The sequence below is a fragment of the Haloarcula pellucida genome, from assembly GCF_014647235.1.
GTDB lineage: Archaea > Halobacteriota > Halobacteria > Halobacteriales > Haloarculaceae > Haloarcula > Haloarcula pellucida.
This window is the reverse complement of the sequence record NZ_BMOU01000001.1, coordinates 946,319-971,545: the sequence shown is the minus strand read 5'-3', so window position 1 is coordinate 971,545 and position 25,227 is coordinate 946,319. Positions and strand designations below refer to the sequence as shown.

At 66.0% G+C, this 25,227-nt stretch carries 26 protein-coding genes; 15 read left to right on the top strand and 11 right to left on the bottom strand.

Translation table 11 applies throughout. From position 1 onward, the window contains the following. The first annotated feature begins 17 nt into the window (after window positions 1-17). Window positions 18-845 (top strand): sugar phosphate isomerase/epimerase family protein, encoded by an 828-nt coding sequence (locus IEY28_RS05035; protein WP_188995112.1) that lies wholly within the window; start codon window positions 18-20, stop codon window positions 843-845. Window positions 846-908: 63 nt separating this feature from the next. Here IEY28_RS05035 and IEY28_RS05030 read toward each other — a convergent pair whose 3' ends face one another. Next, window positions 909-1,868, bottom strand: coding sequence for a 1,4-dihydroxy-2-naphthoyl-CoA synthase (locus tag IEY28_RS05030; protein WP_188995110.1), 960 nt, complete (start codon window positions 1,866-1,868; stop codon window positions 909-911). Window positions 1,869-1,949: 81 nt separating this feature from the next. On the opposite strand from IEY28_RS05030, the gene IEY28_RS05025 reads away from it, so the two are divergent. Genes IEY28_RS05025 through IEY28_RS05015 form a run of 3 tightly spaced genes read left to right on the top strand, consistent with a single transcriptional unit; the run spans window position 1,950 to window position 4,085 of the window. After that, window positions 1,950-2,225 carry a DUF8066 domain-containing protein gene (locus IEY28_RS05025; RefSeq protein ID WP_188995108.1) on the top strand — a complete coding sequence of 92 codons (276 nt, stop codon included), beginning with the start codon at window positions 1,950-1,952 and terminating at the stop codon, window positions 2,223-2,225. A 60-nt stretch (window positions 2,226-2,285) separates the two neighbouring features. Next, a complete protein-coding gene (locus tag IEY28_RS05020) occupies window positions 2,286-3,227 on the top strand; it encodes a J domain-containing protein (protein ID WP_188995106.1) in 942 nt (313 codons plus the stop codon). 36 nt (window positions 3,228-3,263) lie between these two features. After that, window positions 3,264-4,085, top strand: a complete 822-nt coding sequence (locus tag IEY28_RS05015; protein WP_188995104.1) for a S1C family serine protease — start codon at window positions 3,264-3,266, stop codon at window positions 4,083-4,085. Here the strand turns inward: IEY28_RS05015 and menD are convergent. Beyond that, complete coding sequence (gene menD / locus IEY28_RS05010; protein WP_188995704.1) at window positions 4,069-5,847, bottom strand: 2-succinyl-5-enolpyruvyl-6-hydroxy-3-cyclohexene-1-carboxylic-acid synthase; 1,779 nt, start codon at window positions 5,845-5,847, stop codon at window positions 4,069-4,071. The genes IEY28_RS05015 and menD overlap by 17 nt on opposite strands. Window positions 5,848-5,852: 5 nt before the next feature. Further along, window positions 5,853-7,190, bottom strand: a complete 1,338-nt coding sequence (locus tag IEY28_RS05005) for an isochorismate synthase (protein ID WP_188995102.1) — start codon at window positions 7,188-7,190, stop codon at window positions 5,853-5,855. A gap of 214 nt (window positions 7,191-7,404) precedes the next feature. Here IEY28_RS05005 and IEY28_RS05000 point away from each other — a divergent pair, with 214 nt between their 5' ends. Together IEY28_RS05000 and IEY28_RS04995 are read left to right on the top strand one after the other, a co-directional pair. Further along, entirely contained in the window at window positions 7,405-7,620 is a 216-nt protein-coding gene (locus IEY28_RS05000; protein ID WP_166970188.1) for a ribbon-helix-helix domain-containing protein, read from the top strand. A 71-nt stretch (window positions 7,621-7,691) separates the two neighbouring features. Continuing rightward, complete coding sequence (locus IEY28_RS04995) at window positions 7,692-7,973, top strand: UPF0058 family protein (RefSeq protein WP_166970186.1); 282 nt, start codon at window positions 7,692-7,694, stop codon at window positions 7,971-7,973. Window positions 7,974-8,010: 37 nt separating this feature from the next. Here the strand turns inward: IEY28_RS04995 and IEY28_RS04990 are convergent, their stop codons facing one another. Next, window positions 8,011-8,529: an Lrp/AsnC family transcriptional regulator gene (locus tag IEY28_RS04990; protein ID WP_166970184.1), complete on the bottom strand. Its 519-nt coding sequence runs from the start codon at window positions 8,527-8,529 to the stop codon at window positions 8,011-8,013. Window positions 8,530-8,700: 171 nt separating this feature from the next. Beyond that, window positions 8,701-9,495, bottom strand: coding sequence for an enoyl-CoA hydratase/isomerase family protein (locus IEY28_RS04985; protein WP_188995101.1), 795 nt, complete (start codon window positions 9,493-9,495; stop codon window positions 8,701-8,703). Between the two features lie 97 nt (window positions 9,496-9,592). Here IEY28_RS04985 and IEY28_RS04980 point away from each other — a divergent pair, with 97 nt between their 5' ends. The 4 genes from IEY28_RS04980 to IEY28_RS04965 all read left to right on the top strand — a co-directional run bounded on the left by IEY28_RS04980 (window position 9,593) and on the right by IEY28_RS04965 (window position 13,081). Beyond that, the gene (locus IEY28_RS04980; protein ID WP_188995099.1) at window positions 9,593-10,996 is read left to right on the top strand and encodes a cryptochrome/photolyase family protein; all 1,404 of its coding nucleotides are present in this window, start codon (window positions 9,593-9,595) and stop codon (window positions 10,994-10,996) included. Window positions 10,997-11,289: 293 nt separating this feature from the next. Next, complete coding sequence (sod, locus tag IEY28_RS04975) at window positions 11,290-11,901, top strand: superoxide dismutase (protein ID WP_188995097.1); 612 nt, start codon at window positions 11,290-11,292, stop codon at window positions 11,899-11,901. 95 nt (window positions 11,902-11,996) lie between these two features. Beyond that, window positions 11,997-12,266 carry a DUF5827 family protein gene (locus tag IEY28_RS04970; RefSeq protein ID WP_188995095.1) on the top strand — a complete coding sequence of 90 codons (270 nt, stop codon included), beginning with the start codon at window positions 11,997-11,999 and terminating at the stop codon, window positions 12,264-12,266. Beyond that, entirely contained in the window at window positions 12,263-13,081 is an 819-nt protein-coding gene (locus IEY28_RS04965) for an ATPase (RefSeq protein ID WP_188995093.1), read from the top strand. The genes IEY28_RS04970 and IEY28_RS04965 overlap by 4 nt, the downstream gene beginning before the upstream one ends. A gap of 9 nt (window positions 13,082-13,090) precedes the next feature. Here the strand turns inward: IEY28_RS04965 and IEY28_RS04960 are convergent, their stop codons facing one another. After that, the gene (locus IEY28_RS04960; protein WP_188995091.1) at window positions 13,091-13,543 is read right to left on the bottom strand and encodes a DUF302 domain-containing protein; all 453 of its coding nucleotides are present in this window, start codon (window positions 13,541-13,543) and stop codon (window positions 13,091-13,093) included. 125 nt (window positions 13,544-13,668) lie between these two features. Further along, window positions 13,669-14,244: an MBL fold metallo-hydrolase gene (locus IEY28_RS04955; protein ID WP_188995089.1), complete on the bottom strand. Its 576-nt coding sequence runs from the start codon at window positions 14,242-14,244 to the stop codon at window positions 13,669-13,671. A gap of 143 nt (window positions 14,245-14,387) precedes the next feature. Here IEY28_RS04955 and IEY28_RS04950 point away from each other — a divergent pair, with 143 nt between their 5' ends. From IEY28_RS04950 to IEY28_RS04935, 4 genes are all read left to right on the top strand, one after another. After that, window positions 14,388-14,972, top strand: a complete 585-nt coding sequence (locus IEY28_RS04950; protein WP_188995087.1) for a response regulator transcription factor — start codon at window positions 14,388-14,390, stop codon at window positions 14,970-14,972. Continuing rightward, window positions 14,956-15,645, top strand: a complete 690-nt coding sequence (locus tag IEY28_RS04945) for an RAD55 family ATPase (protein ID WP_420842321.1) — start codon at window positions 14,956-14,958, stop codon at window positions 15,643-15,645. The genes IEY28_RS04950 and IEY28_RS04945 overlap by 17 nt, the downstream gene beginning before the upstream one ends. An 88-nt stretch (window positions 15,646-15,733) precedes the next feature. Further along, window positions 15,734-16,477: an FAD-dependent thymidylate synthase gene (gene thyX, locus IEY28_RS04940; RefSeq protein ID WP_188995085.1), complete on the top strand. Its 744-nt coding sequence runs from the start codon at window positions 15,734-15,736 to the stop codon at window positions 16,475-16,477. A gap of 110 nt (window positions 16,478-16,587) precedes the next feature. Further along, entirely contained in the window at window positions 16,588-17,958 is a 1,371-nt protein-coding gene (locus IEY28_RS04935; RefSeq protein ID WP_188995083.1) for an ABC transporter substrate-binding protein, read from the top strand. 20 nt (window positions 17,959-17,978) lie between these two features. Here IEY28_RS04935 and IEY28_RS04930 read toward each other — a convergent pair whose 3' ends face one another. From IEY28_RS04930 to IEY28_RS04915, 4 genes are read right to left on the bottom strand one after another with little or no spacing between them, the layout of a single operon-like run. Continuing rightward, window positions 17,979-18,734, bottom strand: coding sequence for an ABC transporter ATP-binding protein (locus tag IEY28_RS04930; protein WP_188995081.1), 756 nt, complete (start codon window positions 18,732-18,734; stop codon window positions 17,979-17,981). Further along, window positions 18,731-19,573: an ABC transporter ATP-binding protein gene (locus IEY28_RS04925; RefSeq protein ID WP_188995079.1), complete on the bottom strand. Its 843-nt coding sequence runs from the start codon at window positions 19,571-19,573 to the stop codon at window positions 18,731-18,733. The genes IEY28_RS04930 and IEY28_RS04925 overlap by 4 nt, the downstream gene beginning before the upstream one ends. Next, window positions 19,566-20,849: a branched-chain amino acid ABC transporter permease gene (locus tag IEY28_RS04920; protein ID WP_188995077.1), complete on the bottom strand. Its 1,284-nt coding sequence runs from the start codon at window positions 20,847-20,849 to the stop codon at window positions 19,566-19,568. The genes IEY28_RS04925 and IEY28_RS04920 overlap by 8 nt, the downstream gene beginning before the upstream one ends. Further along, window positions 20,846-21,961, bottom strand: coding sequence for a branched-chain amino acid ABC transporter permease (locus IEY28_RS04915; RefSeq protein ID WP_188995075.1), 1,116 nt, complete (start codon window positions 21,959-21,961; stop codon window positions 20,846-20,848). The genes IEY28_RS04920 and IEY28_RS04915 overlap by 4 nt, the downstream gene beginning before the upstream one ends. Before the next feature lie 126 nt (window positions 21,962-22,087). Between IEY28_RS04915 and IEY28_RS04910 the strand changes: the two genes are divergently transcribed. Beyond that, window positions 22,088-25,195 carry an FAD-binding and (Fe-S)-binding domain-containing protein gene (locus tag IEY28_RS04910; protein ID WP_188995073.1) on the top strand — a complete coding sequence of 1,036 codons (3,108 nt, stop codon included), beginning with the start codon at window positions 22,088-22,090 and terminating at the stop codon, window positions 25,193-25,195. Window positions 25,196-25,227: the final 32 nt, after the last annotated feature.

The window sequence follows — 25,227 nt, the reverse complement described above, 5'->3', positions numbered from 1 at the left end:
CGGTCGACAGACCCGGTGTGTCCCCGAACCGTACCGCCGCCTCCGACCTGACGCTGGACCTCGAACTCGGATTCACGCTCGGTCTCGGCCTCGACTTCGAGCGGGCAGTCGCCTGGGCCGCAGACGAGGGGTTCGACTTCGTCGAACTGTTACTGGACGGGCCGTACGCCCGCGAGCGAATCGTCGACCGGCGAGCGCAGATGGCCGGGACGCTCGCCGATCACGGCCTCGATGTCGTCGTTCACCTCCCGTTCGCCGTCGACCTCGGCTCCCCGTTTACTCCCGTCCGCGAGGGAGCCGTCACGGAACTGACCGCCGGCATGGACCTCGCTGCGGACCTCGGTGCCGAGCGGGTCGTCTTCCACCCGTCCTCGGACGCCTGGGACCTCGGCTGGACCGAGTCCGACTGTCGCGGGTTCGTCCACGAGAGCCTGAACGACCTCGTCCCTGCCGCCCAGAAGCGTGACCTGAACCCCTGTCTGGAGAACGTCGTGAACAGCTACTACGACGCCGCTTCCTTCCCGGAACTCCTCGAACGGTACCCCGACGCGTCGATGACGTTCGACACCAGCCACGCCATCCTGACCGGGATGGACGAATCCGAGATGGGTGAGTTCACAGAGCGATACGCCGACCGAATCGACCACCTCCACCTCGTCGACACGCGCGGTGGCAGCGACGAACACCTCCCGGTCGGGATGGGCAGACTCGACTTCACGAGAGCGCTGTCCGGGCTGGCCGACGCCGGGTGGTCTGGTACCGCCACGCTCGAAATCGGGACGGAGGACTACGGGGTTATCGCGCTCGGGAAATCCAACACCGAAGCGTTGCTGTCGACGCGATAGCCGCTTGCGGCCCGCGAACTGTCGCAGTCGGTGCTGCGGTCGCGACCGCTCGGGAACGGTGGGCTAGTAGTGCCAGGGCACGTCGTCGAAGTCCGGTTTCCGGCCCTCGTTGAACGCGTCCCGGCCCTCCTGAGCCTCGTCGGTCATGTAGGCCAGACGCGTCGCCTCGCCGGCGAACACCTGCTGCCCGACCATCCCATCGGAGTCGAGGTTGAAGGCGTACTTTAGCATCCGCATCGCCGTCGGCGACTTCTCGTTCATACGCCGGGCCCAGTCGAGGGCCTCGTCCGCCAGTTCCTCGTGGGGGACCACGTCGTTGACCATGCCCATGTCAGCGGCCTCCTCGGCGTCGTACGTCTTCCCGAGGAAGAACACCTCACGGGCCTTCTTCTGGCCGACCTGTCTGGCGAGGTACGCGGAGCCGAACCCGCCGTCGAAACTCCCCACGTCGGGGTCGGTCTGGAGGAACTTCGCGTGTTCTTCGCTGGCGAGCGTGAGGTCACAGACGACGTGTAGCGAGTGGCCACCGCCGACGGCCCACCCCGGAACGACGGCGACGACGGGTTTGGGAATGTGTCGAATCTGGCGCTGGACTTCGAGGATGTGGAGGCGGCCGACGTTCTCCGGTGCATCTTCGTCCCCGATGTCTCGTGGGTCGCGCTGCTCCCCGCTCGCCTGTTCCGAGTCGCGCGGCGACTCGCTGTCTGCATCGGCCTCGTACTCGTATCCGCTCTCGCCTCGGATGCGCTGGTCGCCGCCGGAACAGAACGCCCACCCGCCGTCTTTCGGCGACGGGCCGTTCCCGGTGAGGAGGACACAGCCGACGTCGGTGAGTCGTTTGGCGTGGTCTAACGCCTCGGAGAGTTCGTCGACCGTCTCCGGTCGGAAGGCGTTGCGGACCTCGGGGCGGTCGAACGCGATTCGGACCGCACCCGTCTCGGTAGAGCGGTGGTAGGTGATGTCGGTGAAGTCGAACCGCTCGATGGGTTCCCAGCGGTCCGGGTCGAATAGCTCTGAGACCATACCGGGCATGACGGTGGGCGGCGCAAAAAGATTCGTAGTGACGGCGAAACGCTTTCCTCACGGCCGTCCGTCACCGAACGTATGCCCTCCAGCATGAACGATCGGACCCTGAGAGCCGGCTTGGCCGTGTTCTCGGTGCTGGTCCTCGCCTACAGCCTCGTCATCGTACAGCAGATACTGCTCGGCTTGCTCGTCATTGCGGTGCTGTGGTCCGTCTACCTGTTTTATCACTTCATCCTCGTGCTGGCCCGTATCGCGTCGTCGCTGGAGCAGTTGGCCTACCAGCGCGCCGACGGCGGCCGACAGACCCAGTCGACGGACCGGAGCAGCGAGCGCGAACCCGAACGTGAATACTGAGAACTGGGCACGAGGAGTTATACGTCTCAGTAGCCGACTTACCGTTCGTCCAGCACCTGCATGACTGAGACGTTCTACGACGTCCTCGGCGTCCCGACGGACGCGACGACCGACGAGATCGAGGCCGCCTATCGGGAGCGTCTGAAAGAGACGCACCCGGACGTGAGCGACGCCGACGACGCCCGTGAGGTGACACAGGCACTCGTCGAGGCACGCGACGTTCTCGTCGACGAGGCCGCTCGCGAGCGCTACGACCGACTCGGTCACGAGGCGTACGTAAGGCACGAGTCCTCGGTGGCCGAGAGCGACGTCGCCGCGGCGGCGCGTCGGGCTGGCTACGCCGAGTCCGAGGGCGGCCAGACCGAGTCGTCGGACGCTTCGTCGACAGCGTCCGACGCCGGTGACCCGCGCCAGCGAGCGCGCGAACGCGCCGAACGGGAGCGGCGCGCCAGCGAACGGGTGCGAGCGGACCGCGAGGAGCGAACCGGGACGAAGCGCGGCGACGACGCGGCGGCCGACGACGGCCGGACGGCACGGGCCGACAGCGACCCGACTGGTGGCTGGAGCGCCGACACAGACGCGCCCGGCGGATACGCCGGTGCCGGCGAGACCAGCGCGTGGACCGCCACCAGCAGCTACGCGGTCAGAGAGACCGTCCAGCCCGGGCCGAGATACGAGCGGCCGGTGCCGACCGGCCGGAAACTCACGCTGTTCGGTCTCACCTTCGCGCTCTATCCCGTCTTGCTGTTCAGCGCGCTCGTTCCGGAGTTCCCGCTGTTCGTCAACCTCGTGCTCGGCGTCTGTCTGGTCCTCGTCGTCGGGTACCTCCAGTCGGTTCCCAACGTCGCGATACTGGTCTTTGGCATCTGGAGCCTCCTCACGCCGCTCGTGCTGCTGTGGGTGAACGTCAGTGTCTTCTCGCTCCTCGGGGTCGTCGCCCTGTGTGGGACGTGGCTCCCGTTCGGGTTCTCGATACTCACGTACTCGGTCCTGCGGCTGTAGATGCAGGTTTTTGTAGGGCGGACTAGTCCCAAGCGTATGGACCGTTCTCGCCGGTCGTTTCTCGCGTCGGTCGCCGCAACTGCCGGCCTGTCTGGGTGCGGTGGGGTCATCGACTCCGCGCCACCGTCGACGGACGGCTCGGCGGGGGCAGCGGCAAACCCGCAGTCGGCCACGGAGCGGGCGGACTCGTCCCGGCCCCGACTCACCAGAACCGACGGCGAGCCGGTCGAGACGGCGTTTACGCGGGCCACCCGAGAGCGCGCGTCCGAGGTCGGAACGTCGGTGCGGGAGTCGGTAGTCGTGCTTCGGGACGGGAACCGCGGCGGCACGGGGTGGTTCGTCGGCGAGGGCGAAATCGTGACGAACGCACACGTCGCCGACGGGTCCCGAACGCTGTCGGTCGAGACGTTCGACGGAGCGACTGGGACGGGCGAGCGGGTCGGCTACCACGAAGAGCTACAACCGGACCTCGCGCTGCTGGAGACGGACCTGTCTGTGCCACCGCTCTCACTGGGGAGTCTTGACGACCTCTCACGGGGGGATCCGCTCGTCACCGTTGGCCACCCCGGCCGACTCGGCCAGTGGATACTCAGCCTCGGTCGCTATCTGCGGGTTCTGGACGGTATCGACTGGCTCCTCTCGACGGTGCCCACCCAGCAGGGGAACAGCGGTGGCCCGCTGGTCACCCTCGATGGCGACGTCGTCGGCGTCGTCTCCGGGGCGACGACCGGGACCGCGGGCAATCGCCCGGACTACAGCAGAAACGAGACGGCTTACACGGAACTCCCGGAGATAGCAGAACAAACCACGTCCGTTCCGGTCGACACGCTGGAAGCGTCACTCAGCGACTGGCGATAGCGTCTCGCACGCGAGCGGTCAGGTCGTCTCTGACGGCGTGGCTCGCTTCGGCGTCGAAACACACTTCGACGACCTGCGTTCCGTCGCTCTCGACGGACTCCGTGAAGGCATCGACGAACGAGCCACGGCCGTCGACGCGGCGATACGCCAGTCCGTAGAGGTCGCCGGTCGGCCCGAAGTCTAGTCCGTGTGGCGTTTTGAACTGTTCCTCGAAGGTGTCGTGGTCCTCGATGGGGAGCGCGTGGAAGATGCCGCCGCCGTCGTTGTTCAGGAGGACGATTGTCGCGTCGACGCCACACCGGGAGAGTGCCAGCAGTCCGTTCATGTCGTGGTAGTACGCGAGGTCGCCGGTGACGAGGACGAGCGGGTCCGGTGTCGCGCTGCCCGCCCCCAGCGCCGTCGAGGTGATACCGTCGATACCGCTCGCCCCGCGGTTGCCGAGGACGGTGAGGTCGGCCGCACGCGGTTCCCCGAACCTGTCGAGGTCACGCACCGGCATACTGTTCGAGACGAACACCGTCGTCGGGTTCGGTGCGTGCGCTGTCACGTCCGCCAGTACGCCGCCCTCCCAGTAGCGGTCGGTGACGGCGTCGCTCACGGCGTCCCAGTGGACTCGCTCGGCAGTCTCGAAGCGGTCACGCCACGCCCGCGCCCCCGATTCGGTCACTCGCTCGGCGACTGCCCGGGCGACGGCGTCCTCGTCGGCGACGAGATGGTCCGTCGCGGTGAACTCCGCTTCGGACCACCTACCAGACGGGTCGACGAGGATCTGCCGGCAGTCGGCGTCCCTGAGGTAGTGTCGGAGCGGTTTCGAGGTCGGTGACGCGCCGACCCGGAGGACGATCTCCGGATCGACCCACGACTCCGTCGCCCCGCTCCCGAGATAGGCGTCGTAGCCGCCACACACCGGCGGGTCGATGCGGTCGACGTGGGGGCCGTACCGGAGGTCCGAGAGCGGGTCTGCGAGCACCGGGAAGCCAGTCGCGTTCGCGAGCGACGTCAACGCCTCGGCCCCGAGGCCGTCGTCCGCCGGACCGGCGACGACGAGGCCACGGTCGGCCGATTCGACGGCCCGAGCGATTCGCGCCACGTCGCCAGAGGGCGGTTCGCTGGTCCCCTGACTCGTCCGGACGAACGGCCCGTCACGGCCCTCCGCGGCGAGTCGGTCCCCGTCGGCCCAGTCGTCCGGGACGCCGTCGGGGCCGTCCTCGGGGGCCGGCGTCGGTTCGAGCGGTTTCTGAAACCGGCAGTTGAGGTGGACCGGTCCGGGGTCGCTGCCGGTCGCTTCTGTGAGCGCACGGGCCATCGTCGTCCGGAGCATCCGGACCGTCCGGGGTCTGGCCGCCGGTTCCGGCATGTCACGGTACCACCGGACCGCATCGCCGTACAGTTTCTCCTGGTCGACGGTCTGGTTCGCGCCGCTGTCTATGAGTTCCGGCGGGCGGTCGGCCGTCAGGAGGAGCATCGGGACGCCCGACTGGGCGGCTTCGATGACTGCGGGGTGGAAGTTCGCCGCGGCCGTCCCGGAGGTACAGACCAGCGGCGTCGGCTCACCGGTCCGCTTCGCGCGGCCGAGCGCGAAAAACGCCGACGACCGCTCGTCGAGGTGGGAGTATACGGTCACGTCGGGGTGCTCCGCGAACGCGACGGTCAGCGGCGTCGACCGACTGCCCGGCGAGACACAGACCGCGTCGACGCCGCCTGCGGCCAGTTCCGCCACGAGCGTCTCGGCCCACAGCGTGTTGACGTTGGGATGGCTCACGTCGGTCACTCCAGTTCGTCGAGCATCGGCCGGTACTTCAGTTGGACCTCGTCCCACTCCCTGTCGGGGTCGCTGTCGGCGACGATGCCCGCCCCGGCGAACAGCGTGGCGAGTCGCCCCTTCGCGACGGCCGAGCGGATGCCGACGGCGAACGTGCCGTTGCCGGCGGCGTCGACCCACCCGATAGGCGCGGCGTACCACCCGCGGTCGAACGCCTCCGTCTCGCGGATGGTCCGCAGTGCCTCGTCCGGCGGGAGGCCACCCACGGCGGGCGTCGGGTGCAGGGCCTCGACGAGCGAGAGGACGTGTTCGTCCCGCTGGAGTTCGGCCGTGATAGACGTCCGGAGGTGCTGGACCGTCGCCAGCCGTCTCACAGTCCGGTCGCCGATGCGTACCGAACTCGCGAACGGTTCTAGCTGGTCGCGGATGGCGTCGGCGACGAGTGCGTGTTCGTGCGTGTCCTTCTCGCTGTCCAGTAGTTCGGCGGCCAGCCATTCGTCCTCGGCCGGCGTGTCACCGCGACCGGTCGACCCCGCGAGCGCCTCGGTCCGTACCGTTCGCCCTCGCAGGGAGACCAGTCGCTCCGGTGTCGCGCCGAAGAAGGTCCCGCCGTCTTCCGGCGAGAGCAGGAATCGGTAACAGTCCGGATACGTCACTGCCAACCGGTCCAGTACGTCCGGGACAGAGAGGTCCTCGCGCAGACGCACGCGGAGTGCCTGTGCGAGGACCACCTTCTGTAAGTTCCCGTCGTCGACGCTCTCCAGTGCGGCCCCCACCTGGTCGCGCCACGTCGCCTGTGACGGCGTCCGCTCTCGGGATTCGACGCCCGGTGGTCCCCTCGGAGCGGACGCTGGCACGTCGGCAAGTCGGTCGGCCCACTCGTCGAGCCGCCGTTCGGCGTCGGCCGCCGCCGTCGGCCCGGTACCGGTCGTCGTGAGCCACGTCCCGCCGTCCGTCCGGGTCACCTGCACCTCGGGGAGGAAGAACGCGGCCCCCGGAAACCCGTCCCACGGCGAATCTGTGCTCTCGGTGTCGCCCTCGTGGAATGCAAAGCCACCGAACAGGCGGGGGCGCGCGACACTCGGGAGGTCTGTCGGGACGTCACAGCGGTCGAACAGCGCCGTCGCGGCCGCCTGTACGTCCGCGAATCGGGACGCACCGGACGCGGTCACGGTGGCGGCGGCGCCGCTCGCCGCGATGGACTCAGAGCCCGTCGCCCACGCGCATCGTGGTCGCGTCCCGGTGTCGAGGACGGTTCGGGGTGTGCCGCTCTCGACTCGACAGCCGCGTGTGACGACCGATGTCTCACCCACCGTCGACTCGTCGCCACGCAGTGGTTCCATCACCACCGTCTTAGGATTCCGACCCTTTGAGCCTGACTATACCCACGACCGCTGTCCCCGCGGTGGGCGTGCCCAGCCTGCCGCTTCCGATTTTCAAAAATTAATATCCGGTTTCGAGAAGTAGATACCGCGTACTATGCACTATCGGTTTGCGAAATACGCAACTACCCCCGTCAAATTTAAATGTGACTTACTCAAAGGGGCCAACGTTGCGATGCCAAAGGTAGAGATCAACATCCCGGAACACCTCGAAATGCAGATCGCCCAGCTCGTCGAGCAAGGCGAGTTCCTCAATCGCGAAGAAGCCATCGAAGACCTCCTCTCGACCGGTCTGAAGGCGTACAAGACTTCAGGTCCCCAAGACGAGGACGAAGAGCCAGGGTTCGAAGACGACGGCATGATGGGACACGACGACGAGTACGTCTTCTGACTCTCGAACAGTGAGTCTGGTACCTGTTCTCAGGCAATTCTTATAGGAGTCCCGTCACATAGCACACGACAATGCACAAAGACGAGCTGTTAGAGCTACACGAACAGATGGTGACTATCATGGAGTTCTTCCGTGACGAGATGGACAGCGTCGATCCGGGCCTGTTCGATCCGTATCAGGAACTGGACGTACGCCCCTCGGACGTTCACAAGTCAAAGAGCGAACACAAACACGCCGTCTTCGTCCTCGGGAACGCGCTGGCGACGGCCATGAGCGAAGACGAGTTCTCCGATGCGGGTCGGGTCGGAAAGCGCATGAAGGAACTGGCCGAGGACGCCGAGCGGAAACTGTAGCCGGGCGGTACTGCCGACACTCCCCTTTCTGTCTTCTCTATCTGTCGTCTGCGTGTAACTCTGTGAATATCTCGGGGTCCGTCTGGAACTTCAACACGTTGTGGACGACGGAGTTGCGGACGTTCTGGACGACCCTGCCGTGTTCCTTGTAGAACTCGTGAATCCACCGCGATTCGGCGGCGCGCGTCTGGAACATCATCACGGACTTCCACTGGTACTCCCCGTCCGAGAGGAAGTAAAACAGCGTGTGTTCGTCGTCCCGGATGGAGACCATCGCCTCGTACCACTCGTCGGCGAAGTGTTCGGGGTTGAACTTGAACTCGAACAGCGCGAAGTTGAACAGCGATTCGTTGGGGACGATGGCCTCACGAAACACTTCCTCCTCGCGCATCTTCCGAATCGACTCGCTGACAGTGACGTGCGAGACGTCGATGTCGTACTCGCTTTCGAGGATCCCGGCCAGTTGGCGGGAGGACCGCTGTGGCTCGTCGGCGAGTTCACGGAGAATGTGTACGTCTCGCTCTTTGAACTCCCAGTCCGGCGTCTCGTCTACCATATCGGTACTCATTTGCCTGCGGATTTGACAGTTACGCCTCTCGCAGTTATTTCTCCTGTACGAGAGTCGAATTCCCGTCCGAAAACGTGGCGTCGACGAGCGTCCGGTCTTCGTGACGGTGTCTACTGGTGCCACGGTGTCTACTGGTGGCGCTGTGACGCGTGCGCACGGTCAGCGCCCCTCGAACTCCGGGGAGCGGTGTTCCATGAACGCCGTCGCACCCTCCTCGTGGTCGGCCGTCGTGAACGCGAGGCCCTGTGCGGTCGCCTCGTCGTCGAGGGCTTGCTCGAACGTCGACTCGGTCCCCCGGTCCAACAATCGTTTGGCCTGTGTCAGCGCGACGGTCGGTCCCTCCGCGATCGTCGTGACGATGTTCTCGACGCCGTCTTCGAACTGATCGGCTTCGAACAGTCGGGTGAAGATGCCCAGTTCGCGGGCCGTATCGGCGTCCAGCAGTTCGCCGGTGAAGACGAGTTCCTTGGCCTTGTTCGGGCCCACGAGACGTGGCAGGAAGTACGAGACGCCCGAATCGATGGCGAGGCCGACCCGCCGGAACCCGAACCCTATCTTCGCGTCGGGACTGGCCAACTGCACGTCACAGGCCAGTGCGAGTCCGGCCCCGGCGCCGAACGTCGCCCCGTCTATCTTCGCCACGACCGGGAGGCGACAGTCGTGGACCGCCTCGATAGCGCCGTGGATGGCGGCGACGACGAGTTCGACGCGTTCGGCCGGTGGCTGGTCGCCCGCGACGCCCTCTACCATCGCCCCGACGTCGCCGCCGGCACAGAACGCCGGGCCGGCCCCTTCGAGGACGACACAGCGAGCGCCGCTGTCGGCGATAGTGTCGAAGCGCTCCGTCAGTCGCTCCGCCGTGTCCGCGGCGAGCGCGTTCCGCACGTCCGGTCGGTTCAGTGTCACCGTCGCCACGTCGTCCTCGATAGTCAGGAGAACGGCATCGTCTGACATACCCGCGACCACCGGGCCCGCCGAGATAACTCTGCCGCCGGTCGGAGCCAAACCCTGTTGGGTACGGCTTTTTGCCTGCGGCGAGCGACCATCGGATATGCGCCTTCACTGGCACCGTCGAGACCTGCGGGCGGCCGACAACGCGGGCCTCGCCCGAGCGAGCGCCGGGGACCCCGCGGTCCCGGTGTTCGTCTTCGACTCGGACGTGCTCACACACGCCGGCCCGCCGCGGGTGGCGTTCATGCTCGACGCACTCGACAGCCTCCGGTCGTGGTACCGAGAGAACGGGTCCGACCTCGTCGTCGCGCACGGTGACCCCCGAACGGTCCTCCCCGAACTCGCCGAGGAGTACGGTGCCGAGACGGTGACGTGGGGGAAAGACTACACCGGCCTCGCCCGCGAACGGGACGCCGCCGTCCGTCGCGCACTGGACGACGCAGGGGTCGCCCGTGAGGCCGTCCAGAACGCCGTCCTCCACGAACCCGGCGAGATTACGACCAACGACGGCGACCCCTACAGCGTGTTCACGTACTTCGGTCGGAAGTGGCACGACCGGGAGAAGGCCGACCCGTACGATACCCCCGCCGCGGACGCACTGGCCGACGTCGACGGCGACGACCTGCCGACGCTGTCGGCCCTCGGGTTCGATACCCCCGAGGCCGACGTGCCGCCCGCCGGGACCGACCACGCTCGCGAGTTGCTCGACGCGTTCCTCGACGAGAACGTCTACCGCTACGAGGAGCGGCGCGACTACCCCGCCGACGACTGCACCTCGCGGCTCTCGGCCCACCTCAAGTTCGGCACCGTCGGCATCCGGGAGGTGTACGCGGCCACTGCCGAGGCCCGCGACGCCGTCGAACCGGGCAGTGCCGACGCGGAGTCCGTCGAGGAGTTCCTGTCCCAACTCGCGTGGCGCGAGTTCTACACGCAGGTGCTGTTCGCGAACCCGAACGTCGTCACGGAGAACTACAAGACGTACGACCACGACATCGAGTGGAACTACGACGAGGACCACTTGCAGGCGTGGAAGGACGGCGAGACGGGCTACCCAATCGTCGACGCCGGGATGCGCCAACTCCGCGAGGCGGCGTTCATGCACAATCGCGTCCGGATGATCGTGGCCTCGTTCCTCACGAAGGACCTCCTCATCGACTGGCGACACGGCTACGAGTGGTTCCGGGAGAAACTGGTCGACCACGACACGGCCAACGACAACGGCGGCTGGCAGTGGGCCGCATCGACCGGCACGGACGCCCAACCGTACTTCCGGGTGTTCAATCCCATGACGCAGGGCGAGCGCTACGACCCCGACGCCGAGTACATCACGCGCTACGTCCCGGAACTCGAAGACGCCGCGCCCGAGATTATCCACGAGTGGCACGAGGCGTCGCTGACCCAGCGCCGGAACGCGGCCCCGGACTACCCGGACCCCATCGTGGACCACAGCGAGCGCCGGGAGGAAGCTATCGAGATGTTCGAGGTCGCGAGAGGCGACAGCTGAAACGCGACGCTGTCCCCTCTCGGCAGAGCGGGGAACGCGGTGACCGGCGAGTACCCGGCGTGCGAGGGTCGGCTCAGCGAGACACGGTGTGAACGATGGGTGACGACGGGTGACGGGACTCGTCCTCGAACACGACTGTTGACATCTCGCCGCGATATCATTGGATGCGTGTCATAAATACCCGACTCACGGCATATTACGCCGCCGCTGGCTGGTCCCTGCGGTGTGGTACCGTCCTGCTCCTAAACGTTTAACAGTCGCGCGCTCGACCGTTCATGTGGAGGCGATTTCATATGTCCGAACACTCCGAACCCGAACTGCCACCGCTTCCGTACGACTACGATGCCCTGGAGCCACACATCTCCGAACAGGTGCTCACGTGGCACCACGACACCCACCATCAGGGATACGTAAACGGGCTGGAGTCGGCGGAGGAAACGCTGGCCGAGAACCGCGAGTCGGGGGACTTCTCCTCGTCCGCCGGTGCGCTGGGTAACGTGACCCACAACGGCTGTGGCCACTATCTCCACACGCTGTTCTGGAACAACATGGACCCCAACGGCGGCGGCGAACCCGACGGCGACCTTCGTGCCCGCATCGAGGAGGACTTCGGGTCCTACGAGGGCTGGAAGGGCGAGTTCGAGGCCGCCGCGTCCGCTGCCGGTGGCTGGGCGCTACTGGTCTACGACCCCGTTGCGAAGCAACTGCGCAACGTCAAGGTCGACAAGCACGACCAGGGCGCGCTCTGGGGCGCACACCCCGTCCTGGCCCTCGACGTCTGGGAGCACTCGTACTACTACGACTACGGTCCGGCCCGCGGCGACTTCATCGACGCCTTCTTCGAGGTCGTCGACTGGAGCGAGGTCGCCGAGGAGTACCAGACCGCAGTCGGTCACTTCGAGTAACGCTCTCGAACCGCACATTTCTTCGAGCGCCTCCCCGTAGCGGCGGCTCTCTCCGGTCCGAGGGATTTACCCACTCCCTCGGCGTAGCCGCGGCTATGCCAGCCGACAAGGCCGAATTCGACGACGTTCGCTCCTTCGAGTTGCACGAACCGGCAGACATCCTCGACTCGGACCTGCTGTACACGATTCCGGAACTGGCCCGTCTCCTGCAAGGACTGCCCGTCGACGCCGAGTTGAGCGACTTCAACGAGTCGGTCTTCATCGACTGGGCCATCCCGTGGATGATCTACAATCAGGACAGTCTGGTGTTCGCCGAACCCGACGCCGAAGACGTGGTCGGCCTCTACGGTCTCGACGACAGATGAACCTCCTCGTGGCCGGTGCCGACCGCGTCGACGCCGGGAAGACGACGTTCTCCGTCGGGTTGCTGGCCCACACCGGCGCTCGCGGGTTCAAGCCGCGGGCCGGCAACAACTACTGGTTCGACCACGACGACTTCCGCTATGCGACCGAACAGGGCCGGTTGTTCGGCAAGGACGCCAGGCGACTGGCCGACGCCTCGCCGGGCGACGTGCGGCCCGAGGCGATAAACCCGATTCATCGGCTCTGGCACCCCTCGCCGGGCGCGGGAACTGGGATCCTCGGGAGCGACCGCCGGCAGTTCGTCGTGGACCGCGTCGGCGGCCGTGACGGCGCTGGCGAGTTCGTGGTCAACGGCACCGTCGACCTGCCGCAGTCGGTCACCGACTCGCTCCCCGTCGCCGACGCGCCGCGTGTCACCTCGCTGCCTGACTTCAACGACCTCATGAGCGTGATGCACGCCGAGGCGCTGGGAGCAATCGCCGAGGACATCGCCGACGCCGACCGCGCCGTCGTCGAGTCCTACGGCGACGTGGCCCGACCGTTAGACGGGTTCGAACCGGACGCCGTCGCCGTCGTCGAACCCGGCCGGGCCCGCTTCTACGACGGGCGTCGCTACGCGAAAGCCTGTGAGATCGCCACCGGGAGCCCCGGTGACGGACAGTTAGAGGAACGGGTCGGCAACGTGGTCGACCTCATCGACCGGACGGGCGCGGTCAGATTGCCGGCCCTCGACACCGAGACGCGGGCCGACCCCGAGGCCGTCGCCGACGCCTACGACCACGCCTACGACGCACTGCTGGCGACGGCGTTCGACTGAACCGCTGTCTCACTCGACGCTGTCGAGGTTGCCGACCGCCTCGTCGACGAGTTCGCCGGTGTCGGCGACGATGTCGGCCATCACCTCGTCGTCGGGGGCCATCCCGAGGAGTCGAGCGGCGCGCATGATGCTGATGTGGTACACAGTCTGGACGCCCGGTTCCTCCTGCCAGACGACGACGTTACAGGGAAAGAGCGCGCCGATGCGGTTCTCGGAGGCGTCGAGCGCCCGGTCGGCCATGTTCGGGTTACAGGCCCCGAGGACGTAGTACGGGTCCCGGTCGGCGTCGACCTTCTCGTTGAGCAACGCCGACGGGGAGAACTCGGTGGGGATGCCGAACCCTGCCTCGGTGAACACCTCGCGGACGTGTTCGATGGCTTCCTCGTGGTCCATCTCCAGCGTGGCTCGTTTCTCACCGATGTCCGCTGCGTCGAGCGCCGATGGGTCTATCGGAAGCGTCATGTGCGAATCGACGCGCCGTCCGGACAAAGAGGTTTGGTCGAGACTCATACTGGTGGCTGTAACAAACTGAAGTAATTCGCCACCCCGGGGTGGCGAATATCGTTACGAACTTACAGCCACCAGTATCAGAACCGCGCGGCCTGCCACGCCAGTTCGACGTCGTGATAGGGGGTGTCCGTGACGCTGGGGCCGTGGCCCGTGTGCATCTCACCGAGGTCCTCGTCGACGACGTCGAGGACGCGGTCGATGCTCTCGACGAGCAACGCTCGGTCCCCCTCTTCGAGGTCTGTCCGGCCGAAACTCCCGTTGGCGAAGACGAGGTCGCCCGCAAAGAGGACGCTGGCGGCCCGCGAGTAGAAGCAGAGGTGGTCGTTCTTGTGCCCCGGCGTGTGGAGCGCCCGGTAGTCGTGGTCGCCCAGCGTCACCGTCTCGCCGTCGGCGACGGCGCGGGTGACGCCCTCCTGATTCGTGTCGAACCCCCAGACGTCGACGTCGTAGGCCGAGACCACGTCGTCGAGGTTGCCGACGTGGTCGTAGTGGGTGTGGGTCAGGACGACGGCGTCGAGTTCGTCCGCGTGGTCGGTGACGTTCGAGACGACGTCGAACTCGTTGCCGACGTCCACGAGTACGGTCCGGTCTCCCGTAACGAGGAAGGTGTTGCTGGTAAACGACTGGGCGCCGCGAGCCAGGTTCCGTATCATGCCCCCTCGTTGTCGATGGCCGGCAATGTCGGTGTCGCTCTGTGGCGAAATAGACCGTCGATTGCCGGTACGACACGCCCGCTCGCGCCCGCACCCACAGGGCTATGTAGGTGGGTACTAAAGACGGGGATAGTAAGTAAAGTATGTCCGAATCGGACCCGCCTGTCGTACTCATCGTCGAAGACGAACCGGACGTCGCAGAGACGTACAAACTGTGGCTGGAAGGTGATTACGAGGTCCGGATGGCCCAAAACGGGGACGAGGGGCTCGAACTGTTGGACGATACAGTCGACGTCGTCCTCTTAGACCGGATGATGCCCGGGCTCTCCGGAGACGAAGTCCTCAGCCGAATCCGCGAGCGCGAGTTGGGATGTCGCGTAGCGATGGTGACGGCCGTCGAACCGGACTTCGACATCCTCGAGATGGGATTCGACGCGTACCTCTCGAAGCCGATTCGGAGCGAGCAGCTCCACGACACGGTATCGAACCTCTTAGAACGGTCCGAGTACGACTCGTTACTGCAGGACTACTACGCATTGGTCGAGAAACGGGCGACACTGGAAGCGACGAAGTCGAACGCGGAACTCGCCGACAGCGAGGAGTACGCCGACCTCAAAGAGCAGGTGGCAGAGATGCGGGAGGGACTCTCCGATACGCTCGGCGGCATCGAAGACGATGACGACTTCATCGCGACACTGCGTGGACTGAGCAATGGCGAAGAGAACTGAGGTGATGGAAGATATGTACGACCTCTCATCTGTACTCGATTTCGACGCTCTGTCCGAGGTCCGTCCCGGGTCCAGTATCCTCATCTCTGGCCCCGCGATGACCGGGAAACAACGGCTGGCCTACGATATCTTGGCCGACGGTGCTCGCGACGGGGACGGCACCGTCGTCGTGACGACGGGCGACGACGCGACAGACGTCGTCGCAGAGTTCCGCGAGAGAGTGCCGGAACTCGAAGAGTCCCAACTCGGCGTCGTCGACTGTCGCCGCGAAGGCGGGTCAGACAACAGCTCGGTCGACGGTGCCTACGTCCATCAGGTGTCCTCGCCGGGCGACCTGACGGGTATCGGTATCGGCATCACCAAGACGCTCGAAGGGCTGCACAACTCAGGCCGCGACCGCGGGCGTCTCGCGCTCGTCTCCCTGTCGACGATGCTCACGTACACCGACAAAAAGACCGTCTTCAAGTTCTGTCACGTCCTCTCGTCCCGTCTCGACGCGGCGGACTACATCGGCGTGTTCACCATCGACTCCGGGGCGCACGACCAGCAGACGATTCAGGTCATCAAGCAGGCGTTCGACGGACTCATCGAGGTCCGCGACGCGGACGGTGGCGGGCGCGAATCGCGCGTCCTCGGTTTCTCCGGCGAACCGACGGACTGGAAGCGAATCTGAGGACGCTCGCGAACCGACGCGGCGGGTCCCGGTTCGTGCGGTGGCGGTGGGGAGGAAGTATTTTCACGCTCCGGTGTTCCCACCCGGTATGGAAGTCACGCTGCTGGAAGCCACCGAGGACCCCGAGGACCTCGTCTGTAAAGCCGCTCGCAACGACTACAGCGGAGCGTTCGTCGGCGGGCAGTCCCTCGAAGCGACGATGGAGACAGTCGACGGCGACACGCTCGAAGCGAAAAAGGAGACCCTCATCGGCCACCTGCTGGACCACGGCCACTTCGGTCCGTTCGAACACCCACAGATTACGTTCGCCATCGAGGGCGTCTCCCGGTCCTGTATGGCCCAAATTACGCGCCATCGCCACGTCTCTTTCGACGTCCAGTCGATGCGGTACGTCTCTTTCGACGACGTGGACCCGGCCGACGTGCGCGAGGGCGAGATGGTGGTCATCCCGCCGTCGGCGACGGACCCCGAGTGGGTGGGTCGCAACCAGAAGCAAGGGGCGGTCGACGAGGCGGACGTCGAGAAGCGCGCGGAGATCTTCCGCGACACCATCGAGGACGCCGTCGAGTCGTATCAGGAACTGCTCGATCTCGGAATGCCGCCCGAAGACGCTCGGTTCGTCCTCCCGATCGGGACGAAGGTCAACATCGTGATGTCGATGAACGCCCGGATGTTGATGCACGTCGCCGACATGCGGGCCGCCGCCGACGCACAGTGGGAGATTCGCGAGATGACCGAGGAACTGCTCGACATCGCGGGCGAGTGGTGTCCGATTACCTTCGACCACTACGAACGTGAGATGAAAAACCGGAAGAACCGACTCGCGCCCTGATAGGTCTGGTACTCGATAGAACCGTCACACCGTTTCTCCGTGTCACGCCGTCGTACAGCGTCCCACCACGGACAACATATTTCTACTAGTAGGTTCAATGAACGATAGGTATGAGTCGTGATAGCAGTCGACGAACATTCCTCAAGCGCACCGGTGCGCTCAGTACCCTGAGTCTGGTCGGACTGGCAGGGTGTTCGACAGAACCGAGCGACGGTGGCGGTGACGGCGGTGATGGCGGCGACGGTGACGGTGGCGGCGACGGCGAGACCACCGGTGATGGCGGCGGCGGTGCGGACACGCCCGACGTCCTGATGGTCGTGGGGTACCCGCAGAGTGGCGTCCAGTTGTTCAAGGACTACTACTCGGACTACGGCGACGACACCGTCGACATCCTCGTAACAGACGGCCTACAAGACGGCAGCCTCCCGGGTGACGTTGGCAACGACATGTCAAACGTCCTCGGATCGGCACCGTCCGCCGCCGGTCCGGGCGTGGACACCTTCACGAACCTGTTCACCGAGGAGTTCGACTACGACGAGGCCGGCGTGTTCACCTCGCAGGCCTACGACGCGTCGGCGGTCCAGATTCTGGCGAACCTGCTGGCTGGCGAGAACGACGGGACCGCGATTCGAGACCACATGCGCGTCGTCGCCAACCCGGGCGGGACGACGTACACGCCGTCTGAACTACCCGAAGCGGCGGCCGCGGCGGCCGCCGGCGAGAACATTCAGTACGAGGGGGCCTCCAGCAACGTCAACTTCGACGACGCAGGGGACATCACTTCCGCGCAGTATCAGGTGTTCGGGTTTACCCAGAGCGGCGTCGAGACCCAGCAGACCATCGACTTCGGCGGGAACGCAGACCTCGCGCAACCGGAACCCGCCGGGAGCGGTAGCGGCGCCGACCGGACGGTCCGGCTCGGCGTCCTCCAGCCTGAGACAGGCGACCTCGGCCCGCTCGGCAAGCCGATTCGAGACGCCGCGCTCCTCCCGGCGATTCAGCTCCGAGACCAAATCGACCAGCGCATCGAGACGCAGGTCGGTGACACCCAGTCGACGGCACAGGCCGCGGTCAACGCGGCGAACTCGCTCGTCAGCGCCGGCTACCCCTCCATCACCGGCGCGGCCTCGTCCGAAGCGACGATTCAGGTAGCGAACAACGTCCTCGTGGACAATCAGGTCGTCGGGTGTTCGCCCGCGTCCACTTCCCCGGCCATCACCACACTCGAAGACGACGACTTCGTGTTCCGGACCCCGCCGAGCGACGCCCTGCAGGGGCAGGTGCTCGCGCAGTTGGCGACCGAGGAACTCGGCGCGTCGACGGCCTCGACGCTGTATCTGAACAACAGCTACGGGCAGGCGCTCCAGCAGGCCTTCGTCACCGCGTTCGAAGAGCAGGGCGGGAGCGTCGTCCAGCAGGTGGGTTTCGAGTCCCAGCAGTCGTCCTACACCTCCCAGATAAACAGCGCGCTGAACCAGTAGCCCCCCGATCGTTCGACGCTTTAGCCGCCGAGGAAGTCCTGTCGGACCTGCTGGTCCGCGAGCAGGACGTCGCCATCGTCCTGATAGCGGTTCTGGCCCTGTACGAGGACGTAGCCACGGTCACATCGTCGGAGGGCCTCTTTCGCGTTCTGTTCGACCATCAGGACGGCGGTGCCGTCGTCGTTGATGCCGTCGATGCGGTCGAACATCTCCGCGACGAGGTCCGGTGCCAGCCCCGCCGACGGTTCGTCCAGCAAGAGCAGGTCCGGGTCGAGCATCAGCGCCCGGCCCATCGCTAGCATCTGTTGCTGGCCGCCCGAGAGCGTCCCGGCCTTCTGTGTCGAGCGCTCCTCTAAGATGGGGAACCGGTCGTATATCGTCCGAATCTGGTCCTCGGGGACTTCGTCGAGGATGTACGCGCCCATCTCTAGGTTCTCGCGAACCGTGAGCGACCCGAACACGTTGTCGTTCTGCGGGACGTAGCCGATGCCTTCGTGGATAATCTCGTCGGGGCGGCGCTTGCTGATGTCCTCGCCGTCGAAGACGACGGTCCCACCCATGTACGTCGTCAGACCGAAGACGGACTTCATCACCGTCGACTTCCCCGCACCGTTCGGGCCGACGATGACGACGTACTCGCCGTCGGCGACGTCCATGTCGACGCCGTCTAGCACCTGCAGGTCGCCGTAGCCGGCGTCTAGATCGCGCACCGCGAGCAGGCTCTCGGCGGGGTCCGGCAGCGTTGCGTCGGCGGACCGCTGGGCCTGCTGGTTCATACGTCACCTCCCAGATACGCTTCGAGAACGCGCTCGTCCGACTGAATCGTGTCGGCGTCCCCCTCGGCCAGCACCCGTCCCTGATGCATGACGATGATGTGTTCGCAGTGGTTCATGATGACGTCCATGTCGTGTTCGACCAGCAGGAAGGTCAGCCCGTCCTGCCGCAGTTCGTCGATTCTGTCCAGCAGTTTCTCTTCTAGTGTCGGGTTGACGCCGGCCAGCGGTTCGTCCAACAGCACCATCTCTGGGTCGGTCATCAGGACACGCGCCATCTCCAGCAGTTTGCGCTGGCCGCCCGAGAGGTTGCCGGCGTTCTCGTGTGCGAGGTGGTCGATCTCGAAGAACTCCAGCGTCTCCCATGCCTCCTCGACCACGTCGGCCTCGTCTCGCTGGACCTGTTCGCGCAGGCCCGGCAGGACCGACCGAAGCGCCGACTCCCCCATCTGGGCGGGCGGGGCGAGCATCACGTTCTCTAGCACCGTCATCTCGGAGAGTTCGCGGGCTATCTGGAACGTCCGGACGAGGCCCCGCTTCGCGAGCGTGTAGGGCGCCAGCCCGGTCACGTCGTGGCCGTCGAACCTGACCGTCCCGCCGGTGGGTTCGTGGATGCCGGTGATGCAGTTGAACGTCGTCGACTTCCCCGCGCCGTTCGGACCGATGAGCCCGGTGAGCGCGCCCGTTCCGACTTTGAACGAGGTCCCGTCGACGGCCGTGACGCCGCCGAACTCCTTCCTGAGCCCCTGTACTTCCAGAAGCGGGGAGTCGATGGCGTCGCTCGTCGTCGGCACCTCGCTCTCGGGCGTCCGTTCCGTGCCGACGGGTTCGGCGTCACTCATCGGCCTCACCTCCGTCGGCGGCGTGCGGGCGTGTCAGGTCCACGCTCGTCGCCGGTTCGTTGCGGTGGCCCAGCAGTCCCGCCGGCTGATTCTGGATGATGTACACGAGGACCACTCCGATGAGGACGAACCGGAGCGTGCTGACGTTGCTAACCGTGTAGGCGACGAGCGGCGTCGGGTCCAGCGACCCGAGGGCGGCGACGGCCTCGAAGACGTTGCCCGGGGCGCTCTGTCCGAACGTCGGGACGTACTCGCCTAACCGCGCCGGGAGGTAAAACAGCAGGGCCGAGAACGTCGCGGCACCGAGGATACTCCCGGTGTTGGACCCGGAGCCACCGATGATGAGCGCCGCGAAGACGTAGAAGGTGATGACGGGCCGGAACTGCGCGGGACTGATGTACCCCGCGCTACCGCGGAACAGCGCGCCGGCCAGCCCCATCAGCGCACAGCCGATCATGAACGCCTTGATCTTGAACAGGCGGGTGTCCTTGCCGAGTGACTGCGTGACCGTCTCGTCCTCGCGGATGGCCTTCAGCACGCGGCCGAACGGGGAGTTGACGAGGCGACTGAGCACCCAGTAGCTCCCGGCGGCGATACCCAGCAGACTCAGGCCGTACGCCATGTTGACGACGTTCGGTCCGGAGATGCCGACGCTCTCGGCGGCCGTAACGAGCGGTTGGCCGGGACCGTTGACGAGCGTCGCGACGATTTCGTCGGGTGACTCGAACGAGATACCCGTCGCGCCGCCCGTGCCGAATCGCTTCCCGAACACCTGCACCTCGGCGACGCCGCCCCAGTTGACGAACAGGCGGATTATCTCCGAGAGCGCGACGGTGACGATGGCGAGGTAGTCCGCGCGAAGTCGCAGCGCGGGGAGGGCGGCGATGGCCCCAACGATTGCGGCCATCACCATCCCGCCCAGCAGGCCGACCCACAGCGGCAGCCCGAACCCCGGGACGCCGCCCGCCCCGGGGTCGACCGGCGCCGTGAGGATGGCCGTCGTGTACGCGCCGACGGCCATGAACCCCGCGATGCCGATGTTGAACAGCCCGGTGTACCCCCACTGGAGGTTCAGCGCGAGGGTGAGGATGGCATACGCCCCGACCAGCACCGTCACGCTACCGACGAACCCGGCGGCGAGGTTGGCCGACTGCGCGCCGCCGACGCTGAACGCGAGCGCGGTCAGTAGCAGCCAGATACCGACGAGGAAGGAAACGACGAGCGCGGCGTCCGGCAGTTCCTCCAGTCGGTCCCGTACGTCTTCGAAGCCCGTCATGCCGTACTTACCCCCCCGAAGATACCGGACGGGCGCAGGAGCAAGACGACGATGAGGACGGCGAAGGCGGCGGCCCGCGTCAGTCCCGACGGGAGCCAGATGAGCGCCAGACTGTCGACGAGGCCGATGAGAACGCCCCCAGCCATCGCCCCGTAGATAGAGCCGATGCCGCCGACGATGACGGCCGCGAAGATGAGCAAGAGGAGAATCCAGCCGAAGTTAAACGAGATGGTGCCACTCTCTAAGACGAGGAGGTAGCCGCTCGTCCCGGCCAGCGCACCGCCCAGCACCCACGTGAGACGGACGACGCGTTCGGTCGGGATACCGGTGACGCGAGCGAGGTCTTCGTTGTCGGCCATCGCCCGCATCGCCTTCCCGAGTTTCGTCCGCTGGAGCAGGAGGTGAACCCCGAGCATCAGGACGACGGAGACGACCAGCAGCGCGATCTCGTTGTCGGTGATAGCGACGCCCGCAAACAGTTGGAGGCGGGCGCCGCTGGTGGCGACGCCGCTGGTCTGGGTGCTGAAGACGAAGGCGATGAGATAGCGGAGTGCCAGTGCCACACCGATAGAGGCGATGAGCAGGGAGATGCTCCCCGAGTCACGCATGGGCCGATAGACGAGACGGTCGACGACGAGGACGACGGCGACGGTTCCGAGGGCGGCGACGACGAGGCCGAACAGGACGAGCGCCCACGACGCGGACGCACTCAGTTGCGCGCCGCCGTTGAACAGGAACAGGTCGGTCAGTGGTGCGCTGACGGCCAGATTCGCCGTGACGTACGCGGCGACCCAGCCGAGGAACGCGCCGACAGTGACCGTATCGCCGTGGGCGAAGTTGGCGAAGTCGAGGATGCTGTAGGTCATCGAAAGGCCGATACCGGCCAGTCCGACGGCGAGGCCAACGAGGAGGCCGTCTACCGCCATCGATGCCAGCGACCCGACGGTCAGCGACCCGCCCATGACCCTGAATCCGAGGGCGTACACCGTCGTTCCGAGCAGTTTCGTCGTGAGGTCTGCGACGAGGTAGAGGAGGACGGCGGCGACTGCGCCGGCGTCCGGCCGCTCTATCGCCAGTCGTCGGCCATCCGAGACGGTCTCAGCGATACCCATTGGTTAGCAATGGTTGGACACTGGAGCGTAAATAACGCTCCGGTGGTTTTCGCCGATGAATTGGGAAGACGCGCTCAGAATGCCTTCGTGCGTCAGGTTAACGTCGAACCGCTCGAACGTCCGACTATGGATGCTACAAAACAGGGACCGAGCGAGGACCCGGCCGCCGACGCGCGGGCGGACTACGACTACCGGACCGACACCGTGGATCGGCCCGGGCTAGTCGCCGACATCGTCGACCGGGTCGACGGCGACGTCCGGTTCGACGAGTACTCGCGGCAACTCTATGCGACGGACGCGAGCGCGTACGAAGTGACGCCGGTCGGCGTCGTCTACCCCGAGTCGACGGCAGACGTCGCCGCCGTGATGGACTACTGCGCACGGCGGGAGATACCCGTCCTGCCGCGGGGCGGCGGAACCAGTCTCGCCGGCCAGTCGGTCAACGAGGCCGTCGTCCTCGACTTCACTCGTCACATGGACGCACTACGCTCCGTCGACCCGGACGCTGCCCGCGCCACCGCGCAGGTCGGGACGACACTCGGTGACCTGAACGCCGAACTCGCGCCCCACGACCTGAAGTTCGCGCCCGACCCCGCGTGGGGCGAGAAGTCGGCGCTCGGCGGCGCCATCGGTAACAACTCGACCGGGGCCCACTCGCTGCAGTACGGCAAGACGGACCACTACGTCGAGGAGTGCGAAGTGGTCCTCGCCGACGGGACGGTGACGACGTTCGGCGACGTCGAGGTCGAGACGCTTCGCGAGAACGCCGACACGGACGGCGACCTCGAAGCCCGTATTCACGCCGCCGTCGTCCGCATACTCGACGAGGATCGGGACGACGTCGACGCCGCCTTCCCGGACCTAAAGCGGAACGTCTCCGGCTACAACTTAGACCGGTTGGTCGCCGAGGCCGAGGGTGAGTACGGCGAGGCCGGGACGGTCAACCTCGCTCGACTGCTCGCGGGGAGCGAAGGGACGCTCGGTATCGTGACCGAGGCGACCGTCTCGCTGGAACCCATCCCCGAGACCAAGTCGCTCGCGCTGCTGGCCTACGACGACCTCATCTCGGCGATGGAGGACGTCTCGCCCATCCTCGAACACGACCCGGCGGCACTCGAAGTCTTAGACGACGTGTTGCTAGACCTCGCCGCAGGGACCGAGGAGTTCGGTGACCTCGTCGACGAGATACTCCCCGAGGGGACGGCTGCCGTCCTCCTCGTGGAGTTCTACGCCGAGAACGACCCACAGGGCAAGCAGAAAGTGGCGGACCTCCTCACCGACCGCGTCGGTGACCTCTCGACAGAGGCCGTCCCGCAGGAGAACGCCGAGGAACTGACCGCCGAGCCGATTCGGGCCTTCCACGGCCGCGAGGCCCACGAGGAAGCCGAGCGGGCACGGTTCTGGAAACTCAGGAAGTCCGGCCTCCCCATCCTGCTGGGGCGGACCAGCGACGCGAAACACATCAGTTTCATCGAAGACACGGCCGTGCCCCCGGAGAACCTCCCGGAGTACGTCGCGGACTTTCAGGACCTTCTCGAACGGGAGGGGACGTTCGCTTCCTTCTACGCCCACGCTGGACCGGGATGTCTCCACATCCGACCGCTCGTCGACACGAAGACGCTGGAGGGCGTCGAGCAGATGGAAGCCATCGCCGACGGTGCGACGGACCTCATAACGGCGTACGGCGGGTCGGTTTCCGGCGAGCACGGCGACGGGCGAGCACGCACGCAGTGGAACCACAAGTTGTACGGCGACGACGTCTGGGCGGTCTTTCAGGACCTCAAGCGCTCGTTCGACCCGAACTGGTTGTTGAACCCGGGACAGGTCGTCGGCGTCGACGAGGCGGCCATAGAGGCGGGCGAAGCCCCGCCCCGGGCCCGCACCGTCGACATGACGGAGAACCTGCGGTTCTCGCCGGAGTACGAGTTCGAGTTCGACTTCGACCCCCAACTCTCGTGGGACAACGAGAACGGGATGCAGGGGATGGTCGAACTGTGTCACGGCTGTGGCGGCTGTCGCGGCCCGCAGGAGACCACCGGCGGCGTGATGTGTCCGACCTACCGGGCGGCCGACGAGGAGATAACCGCCACGCGTGGCCGTGCGAACATGCTCCGGCAGGCGATGAGCGGCGACCTGCCCGACGACCCCACGGACGACGAGTTCGTCTCCGAGGTGATGGACCTCTGTATCGGCTGTAAGGGGTGTGCCAAGGACTGTCCGAGCGAGGTGGATATGGCGAAACTCAAGACGGAGGTCGAACACGCCCACCACCAGAAACACGGCGCGAGTCTGCGCGAGAGGGTGTTCGCGAACATCGAGACGGTGAGCAAGGTCGGGAGCGCGCTCGCACCCGTCTCGAACTGGGCACAGAAGCTTCCGGGGAGCGACTATCTCGGGGAGAAACTGCTCGGCATTGCCCGCGAACGCGACTTACCGACGTTCGAACGGGAGTCCTTCGAGGACTGGTGGGCCGACCGCGGACCGCAGGTGCCCGAACGGGACGCCGAACGGACGGCACTGCTGTTTCCCGACACCTACAACAACTACAGCCACCCCGAAGTCCTGCAGGCCGCCGTCGAGGTGCTGGAAGCCGCCAACGTCCACGTACAGGTTCCAGAGGACGTTACCGACTCCGGACGGGCGCCCTACTCGAAGGGGTTCGTCGACGCCGCCAGCGACCGGGCAGCGACCAACGTCGAGGCCCTCGAACCGAAGGTAGCGGAGGGCTGGGACGTCGTCGCCGTGGAACCGTCTGACGCCGTGATGTTCCAGTCGGACTATCTGGATCTGCTGGGCCACGACCACGACGGGGCGAAGACGGTGGCGACCAACGCCTTCGGCGTCTGTGAGTACCTCGACCGGTTCGCGCTGGACGCGAACGTCGACTGGACAGACTCGTCGGCGTCGCTGACCTACCACGGTCACTGCCACCAGAAGGCGACGAAGAAAGACCACCACGCGGTCGGCGTCCTCCGGCGTGCCGGCTACGCCGTCGACCCGTTGGACTCTAGCTGTTGTGGCATGGCCGGCAGTTTCGGCTACGAGGCCGAACACTACTCGATGAGTAAGGCTATCGCTGGTATCCTCTACGACCAGATAGCCGACAGCGACGGGGAGGAAGTCGTCGCGCCCGGCGCGTCCTGTCGGACACAGATAGGTGAGCGGCCGGCCGGCGAGGAACCCCCACATCCAGTCGAAAAACTCGCAGACGCCGTCGGTCCGACGAAGCGATAGCACCGCTATTCATAGCGCTTTTATGCTGTCCT